4 protein-coding genes are annotated in these 7357 nt (G+C 45.0%); all 4 read left to right on the forward strand.

All coding sequences use genetic code 11. The features are described from left to right. Positions 1–271 precede the first annotated feature (271 nt). Positions 272–2302: a GGDEF domain-containing protein gene (locus tag AACT21_RS04000; protein WP_094164231.1), complete on the forward strand. Its 2031-nt coding sequence runs from the start codon at positions 272–274 to the stop codon at positions 2300–2302. A gap of 133 nt (positions 2303–2435) precedes the next feature. Further along, positions 2436–3395: a thioredoxin-disulfide reductase gene (gene trxB / locus AACT21_RS04005; RefSeq protein ID WP_029189734.1), complete on the forward strand. Its 960-nt coding sequence runs from the start codon at positions 2436–2438 to the stop codon at positions 3393–3395. A 137-nt stretch (positions 3396–3532) separates the two neighbouring features. Further along, positions 3533–5320, forward strand: a complete 1788-nt coding sequence (gene cydD / locus AACT21_RS04010) for a heme ABC transporter permease/ATP-binding protein CydD (protein ID WP_017044626.1) — start codon at positions 3533–3535, stop codon at positions 5318–5320. Further along, a complete protein-coding gene (gene cydC, locus AACT21_RS04015) occupies positions 5313–7034 on the forward strand; it encodes a heme ABC transporter ATP-binding protein/permease CydC (RefSeq protein ID WP_094129421.1) in 1722 nt (573 codons plus the stop codon). Before cydD ends, cydC begins: the two co-directional genes overlap by 8 nt. Positions 7035–7357: the final 323 nt, after the last annotated feature.

A 7357-nucleotide genomic window follows, 5' to 3' on the forward strand; every position in this document is an offset into this window, starting at 1 on the left:
ACATTAGGATGATGTAGGAATGGTATGTAGACCATGGGCGGGTTTAAAGGAAATATCAGTAACTAATTTATCAGTTCGATTCGACTAAATTTAGCATGTATTAATCCATGAGCCATATAGCATCTCATTAACTCGAAATTAGCACCATTTAAGTAGTAAGCCACGCCAAAAATTAGACTAAAGTTAATACTAGATCATCAAACTAATTGATATATTTGACTATTAAGGCTTAGTTGAAACATCGCTCAACTGATAAGGAGATCCTCAACTCGTGAACTCTAGTATTAAAGTCACACTGTGGACTTTCATCGCATTAGGTTTCAGTGTAATCAATGCCTATGCGGCTATGGATCCTAAAGATAAATTTCTCCAAGCATTGGAGGGCATTGAGCAGATCACCTATTCACTACCGATCAAGGCAAAAGCACAAATTAGTGAACTAGAAGAAGACTACATCATATTGTCACAGCCTTCCGCTCTCGTTGTACGTTACTATTTGGCCAAAGCCACTGTATATGGGCTACTAGAGGAATATGATAGAAGCTTAGAAGCGGCACAATTAGGATTAAAGCGAACAGAACACACCAACGTTGAAACGCTCACTCTCAAACTAAGAGAGATTCAAGCTTTACGGCACCAAAAAGTCGACGTGTTGCCGAAACTTGACGCACTGTTAGTTGAAGCAGGAAACGATCACAATGCACAAATCGAATCAGAAGTATTACTAGCTAAAAGCCTCTATTACCAAGAGCAAGGCGAGTTTAAAAAATCGTACGCCGCAATAATGACCTCAATTGACACAGCAAAATCCATTGATAACAAAGAGTTAATGGAGAGAATATCTCACGGTCTAGGTCAAATACTGGTTCAGCTACAAGATTTTGATCGTTCACAGCTGTTACTTGAAAATTCCTACAGTTACTTCAAGCAACGTAAAATGTCTTATAGCCAGTTGGTTAGCTTACTCGACATCTCTAAGTTGCAAGAGTCACGTAATCAAATCACGGCGGCGATCGAAACCTATAAAACCGCACTCAAGCTGGCACAAATACTGGGTGACGGGCGACATCGCTTTCGTATTAACATCGAACTTGCACGGCTTTATCGAGATACCAACAACCGAGATCAAATGCGCTTTTTCTTGAAAAAAGCAGAGGAACTGCAGTACAGAGAAAGCCAACCAGGCTACCTTGCCACTTTTCAGCTATTACAAACACAAGATCTATTGGAACAAAAACGCTACGGTGAAGTGATTGAATTTGTAGAACCACTCATTGCACATATCAAACAAAGATCAAATCTACTTATTCAACAGATAGAGTTGTTAAAAGTGGCAGCACAGGCTTATGCTGGGCAAAATAACTACAAACAAGCCTATGAAACTTATGATTTTTATCATTTACGATCGCTCACACTTCGCAATGTTGAACAGATAGAGAACTTACAGAGACAACAAATGTTGTTTGATCTTGAGCGTCTACAATATGAAAATCAGGATCTAAACTGGAACAACGTACTTCAAAAGCTAGAGATTGAAAACCATCAGAAAACGTTTCATCTATTAGGTGAAATCGTCTTTTTCCTTGCTCTTGCATTAATCGGATTATTGGTCATATTTATCTGGGCCAACCGCTCTCGCATCAAAATGGGCATGCTTGCCAAAACGGACACCTTGACTGGCTTGTATAATCGACGCTACATGGAAGAACGATTTGCAAAACATCAATCCAAATCTTACCAAAATAGTAGCGAAGCGCTTATTAAACTCGCACAACGGATTTTGATGTGGCAACAAACTTGGTTCAAAGGTCAATCTTCACCTAAAAAAAACGCCGAACCATTCGACTCAGCGCAATTAGACGAACAAATCCAACATAATGAAGATGCAAAACCGATTAGCCTTATTTTGACCGATATTGATTATTTTAAAGTCATTAATGACACTTATGGTCACGCCTTCGGCGATCAAGTATTAGTGGAAATTGCGGCTATCTTTAAGTCATCGGTACGCTCTTCCGATGTTGTCGCTCGCTACGGTGGGGAAGAGTTTCTCATCTTACTACCCGACACTGACTTAAGCGTCGCTAGCGAAATTGCCGAAACCTTACGCCGAAAAATTGAAGACCACGATTTTGTAACCGAATCACGAGAATCGGTATCCGTCACTTCGAGTTTTGGCGTGTTGACCGCAACGAATACTGATTTAGACCTCCAAGCATTGTGTGAAGAAGTCGACCAACTGCTTTATGCGGCTAAAGCCAGCGGCCGAAATTGCTTAAAAACACGTTGGCTGACTTATTAGCCAAGTCCCATCATTGCTTAGTTTGGCTATATAACGATTATTTCTAAGCTAGCCCATGTAATCGCTTTAATTGACTCGAGATATTCCCTACAATCGTGTTAAATTTTCGAGCATTTTCGATACTGGAGTCCCCATGAGCAACGTGAAACATTGCAAACTTCTTATTCTTGGTTCAGGCCCGGCTGGTTATACGGCAGCCGTTTACGCAGCTCGCGCTAACCTTAATCCAGTTCTCGTTACCGGTATGCAGCAAGGTGGCCAGTTAACGACCACTACAGAAGTAGAAAACTGGCCAGGAGACGCCGAAGGCCTCACGGGCCCTGCTCTAATGGAGCGAATGAAAGAGCATGCAGAGCGCTTCGAAACTGAGATTGTGTTTGATCATATTAATGAAGTTGATTTTTCACAGCGGCCATTCCGCCTTAAAGGCGATAGTGCAGAATATAGCTGCGATGCTCTGATCATTTCAACAGGTGCATCCGCACGTTACCTAGGTTTAGATTCAGAAGAAACCTTTAAAGGACGAGGAGTTTCCGCTTGTGCTACTTGCGATGGTTTTTTCTATCGAAACCAAAAAGTGGCCGTTGTAGGTGGCGGCAATACCGCTGTGGAAGAAGCGCTTTATCTATCTAATATTGCGGCACAAGTTCACCTCATCCACCGCCGTGATTCGTTCCGCGCAGAAAAAATACTGATTAACCGTCTGATGGATAAAGTCGCAAGCGGCAATATAGTGCTACACACTGACCGTACCTTAGAGGAAGTCTTAGGTGATGAGACTGGCGTGACGGGTGTTCGTATGAAACACACCCAATCAGAAACGACAGAAGATCTGGACGTGATGGGCGTCTTTATCGCGATTGGTCACAAACCGAATACCGACATGTTTGCTGGTAAGCTAGAGATGAAAGAGGGCTATATCGTGGTCAGATCTGGCCTTGATGGTAATGCAACTCAAACTAGTATTGAAGGTGTGTTTGCTGCTGGTGATGTGATGGATCACAACTATCGCCAAGCGATCACTTCGGCAGGAACGGGTTGTATGGCCGCCTTAGATGCGGAACGTTACCTAGATAGCTTGAACGATAAGTAGGCATGAACGACAAGTAAGCAAAAGGTTATTTTCCAGTTTTATAACAAAACCCTACAGCCCGGTGGTATATCCATCGGGCTTTATTTTGTATACTACCGCCCTTCCGTTTACATAATAATTCTCATTAAGCCTTCGAAATGGATAAGAAAAAGCAACGTAGCTTGAATAATTGGCTCAAACAGCAAAGTAAACTGGCAAAACGCTGGTTAATGATTGCTGTTGGCCTTGGCGTATTATCAAGTGTGTTTTTGCTGGCTCAGGCCGCACTCCTCGCCTCCATTCTGCATCAACTGATTATTGAACAAGTTGATAAAGCAGAGCTCATTCCCTATTTTCTTGGTTTGGTGGTGACGATTGCCGCACGTGCCGCGTGCGCATGGGGGCGTGAAATTGCGGGTTTTCGCTGCGGAGAGCAGATCCGCATTTATATCCGTCAGTTAATACTGGATAAAGTTCGCGAGTTGGGCCCTGCTTACATTAAAGGTAAGCCTGCCGGTGCATGGGCAACATTACTGCTTGAACAAGTCGAAAACATGCAGGACTTTTTTGCGCGCTATTTACCGCAGATGTCATTATCTGTGTTGATCCCGTTTATGATTTTGATTGTGGTCTTTCCCGTCAACTGGGCGGCGGGTTTGATCTTCTTAATCACCGCCCCCTTAGTGCCGCTGTTTATGGCCTTAGTCGGTATGAAAGCGGCCGATGCTAATCGTAAAAATTTCAAAGCTCTGCAGCGGTTATCTGGTCACTTTTATGATCGCCTGCAGTCGATGACCACAATACGCCTATTCAACCGCACACAAGCCGAAGCCGATCAGCTTAAAGGCGCTTCTGAAGTCTTTCGTACTCGCACAATGGATGTATTGAAAATCGCCTTTCTATCATCAGCAGTGTTAGAATTTTTCACCTCGATATCGATCGCCATCACCGCCGTTTACTTTGGTTTTAGCTTTATTGGCGAGTTGAATTTCGGCTACTACGGTACAGCCGTAACTCTATTTTCCGGCCTATTTATCTTGATCCTTGCGCCTGAGTTTTATCAACCATTACGTGATTTGGGCACCTTTTATCACGCCAAACAACAAGCTGTCGGCGCGGCTGAAAGCATTGTCGAGTTTTTGGAAACAGACATCAGCAAGGTGAAATCAGGATCTATCTCGCTCGACGGTGCACAGCAGATTGACATTGTAGCGCAAGATCTCGAAGTGTTTAGCCCAGAAGGAAAACGCTTGGTCGGCCCAATTTCATTTACGTTAGATAACCATTCAACCACTGCGCTTGTCGGGCCAAGCGGTGCAGGTAAAACCAGCTTAGTAAACGCCATTTTAGGCTTCATGCCTTACCAAGGCAGTTTGAAAATCAATGGTATTGAACTGAGCAATCTTGAGCATACCAGCTGGCGTAAGCAGATCAGTTGGGTTGGGCAAAACCCACTATTGGTGCACGGAACCATCGTTGAGAATATCAGCCTCGGCAAGCATGACATGAGTGACGAAGCGCTTCATTCGGCTTTAGATAATGCCTATGCGGCTGAATTTGTCGACAAACATGGTTTGGATTACGCCATCACCGATCGATCTGGTGGATTATCTGTCGGACAAGCTCAGCGAATTGCACTTGCTCGCGCGCTGCTACAAAACGGCAATTTTTGGCTACTTGATGAACCAACCGCCAGCTTAGATGCCCGCAGCGAACAGTTAGTGATGCAAGGTTTGAACCGCCAAATTCAACACCACACCGCTTTAATCGTGACGCACCAATTAGCACCATTAAAATCGGTGCAACAGATTTTGGTGATGCAAAATGGGGCGATAGTTCAAACAGGCGATTACAACACACTCAGCCAGCAAAAGGGCCTGTTTTCCGATATGTTACAAGCTAATCAAGCGCTTGATGAAGCCAATAAGGGGAACCTTGATGCGTGATCTCATCCCTTACCTTAAATTGTATAAAAAGCACTGGTTTGGTTTATCTCTCGGTATGCTGCTGGCCTTTTTAACCCTGTTTGCCTCGATTGGTCTACTGACCTTATCCGGCTGGTTTTTATCCGCAGCGGCCATTGCTGGCTTAACCATTGCTCGTGAAACATTCAACTACATGCTACCGGGCGCGTTTGTACGTGGGTTTGCCATGGGACGCACTGCAGGACGTTGGGGTGAGCGTGTTGTCAGCCATAATGCTACATTCAAGCTGCTGACGGATCTGCGTATTTTCTTCTTCCAAAAACTCGCGCCACTGATCCCAGGACGTGTGTCAAACCTCAGAGACGCTGATTTACTCAACCGTCTAGTGGCAGATATCGATGCTATGGATCACGTCTATTTACGCTTAATCAGCCCAGTAACCGTGGGTGTACTGGGCATTAGTGCGTTAACGGCATTCTTATGTTGGTTCGACCCTGCCATTGGCTTAACCCTTGGTGCAATTCTTCTAACGCTACTACTCGTGTGGCCAGTCCTCTTTTATAAACTGGGTCAGCGTAATGGTGCCGAGCTCACCCAGCACAAGGCGGATTTGCGTATTGCAACGCTTGACTGGTTGCAAGGCTACAGTGAACTGACCCTGTTTGGTGCAGAAAGCCGTTACCGTGAAGCGATTCTTAGCGCGCAGCAAAAATTGCTGGTCAATCAATTGGCTAACGCTCATTTTTCTGGCCTTGCACAAGCACTGCTCATGCTCGCTAATGGCTGGACGCTTGTGTTAGTGATCTGGCTTGCCGCCGATGGTGTGGCAGGCAATCAACCCGACCCGATGATTGCACTGGTGGCTTTTGCAACTATGGCAAGTTTTGAACTGCTGATGCCGATTGCTGGTGCATTTCAACATTTAGGGCAAACACTCACTTCTGCTCGCCGCCTCAACGATATTATTTTGGCTGAGCCTGAAGTCCAATTTCCTACCGCTTTAACTCAGCACTCAGGTCAATTTGATATTGAATTTTCAGACGTAACCTTTCACTATCCTGACAGCAGCCAAGATGTGCTACGCGGTGTCAACCTCCATATTCCCGCAGGGCATCGCGTTGCGATAGTGGGGCAAACAGGCTCTGGCAAATCGACCTTAATGCAACTGCTGTCACGCTATTGGGATCCACAGCAAGGTAGCGTCTCCATTGCAGGTACCCACTTAACAGCATGGAATGAGAGCGAACTTCGCCAAACCATCAGTGTGGTTAGCCAACGTGTAGATGTACTCAATGGCACGCTGCGAGACAACCTCGCGATGGCCAATCCAAGCGCAAACGATCAACAGTTAGCTCACGCCTTAACGCAAGTCGGTTTACATACTCTATTGGACGATCTAGGTTTGGACGCATGGCTGGGTGACGGCGGCCGTCAGCTCTCTGGTGGAGAGAAACGCCGCATCGGTATCGCGCGCGCGCTGCTGCATAACGGTTCCATTTTATTACTCGATGAACCCACGGAAGGCTTGGATAAACAAACCGAGCAGCAAATTCTGGCCCTGTTTCAACAGCATTTTGCGCATAAAACGGTCCTCTTTATTACTCACCGCTTGGTCGAGTTAGAAACAATGGATGCTATTTGCCTGATTGAACAAGGTGAAATCGTAGAATACGGTAGCCACCAAGCGTTATTGGCCAAACAAGGCCGCTATTTCCAACTACAGCAAACCTTGTAGCCATCGTTTGTCATTTGCTCGTTATGAGACTTATCTTTTTTAGGAACACTATGCTGAATTAGGTAACTGAAGCTTGCTATGAAAAATCTTCGCCCTCTTGCTTTGAGAGTCAGTGCATGAGGGTGAAGAAGCGGCCTTGCAAAGAAGCGGCAGTCAACCAAACTCGCTAAATACGTACCTCATCAGCTTAATAAATACTGAGCGTACTACTCATTTTATAGGTGAGATTTTTAATTAATATTCAAGGACAAATGGTTAATGAGATCTTCCACTAGCATTGGGTGTCCTAGGTAGTAGCCCTGCACTTGTTGACAGCCCATTGT

It is taken from the genome of Vibrio sp. V08_P9A1T1 (genome assembly GCF_963874405.1).
GTDB lineage: Bacteria > Pseudomonadota > Gammaproteobacteria > Enterobacterales > Vibrionaceae > Vibrio > Vibrio anguillarum.

Excerpts from the sequence above, each read along its gene's own strand:
- trxB (WP_029189734.1), top strand. The coding sequence starts at position 2,436 with ATGAGCAACGTGAAACATTGCAAACTTCTTATTCTTGGTTCAGGCCCG.
- cydD (WP_017044626.1), top strand. The coding sequence starts at position 3,533 with ATGGATAAGAAAAAGCAACGTAGCTTGAATAATTGGCTCAAACAGCAA.
- cydC (WP_094129421.1), top strand. The coding sequence starts at position 5,313 with ATGCGTGATCTCATCCCTTACCTTAAATTGTATAAAAAGCACTGGTTT.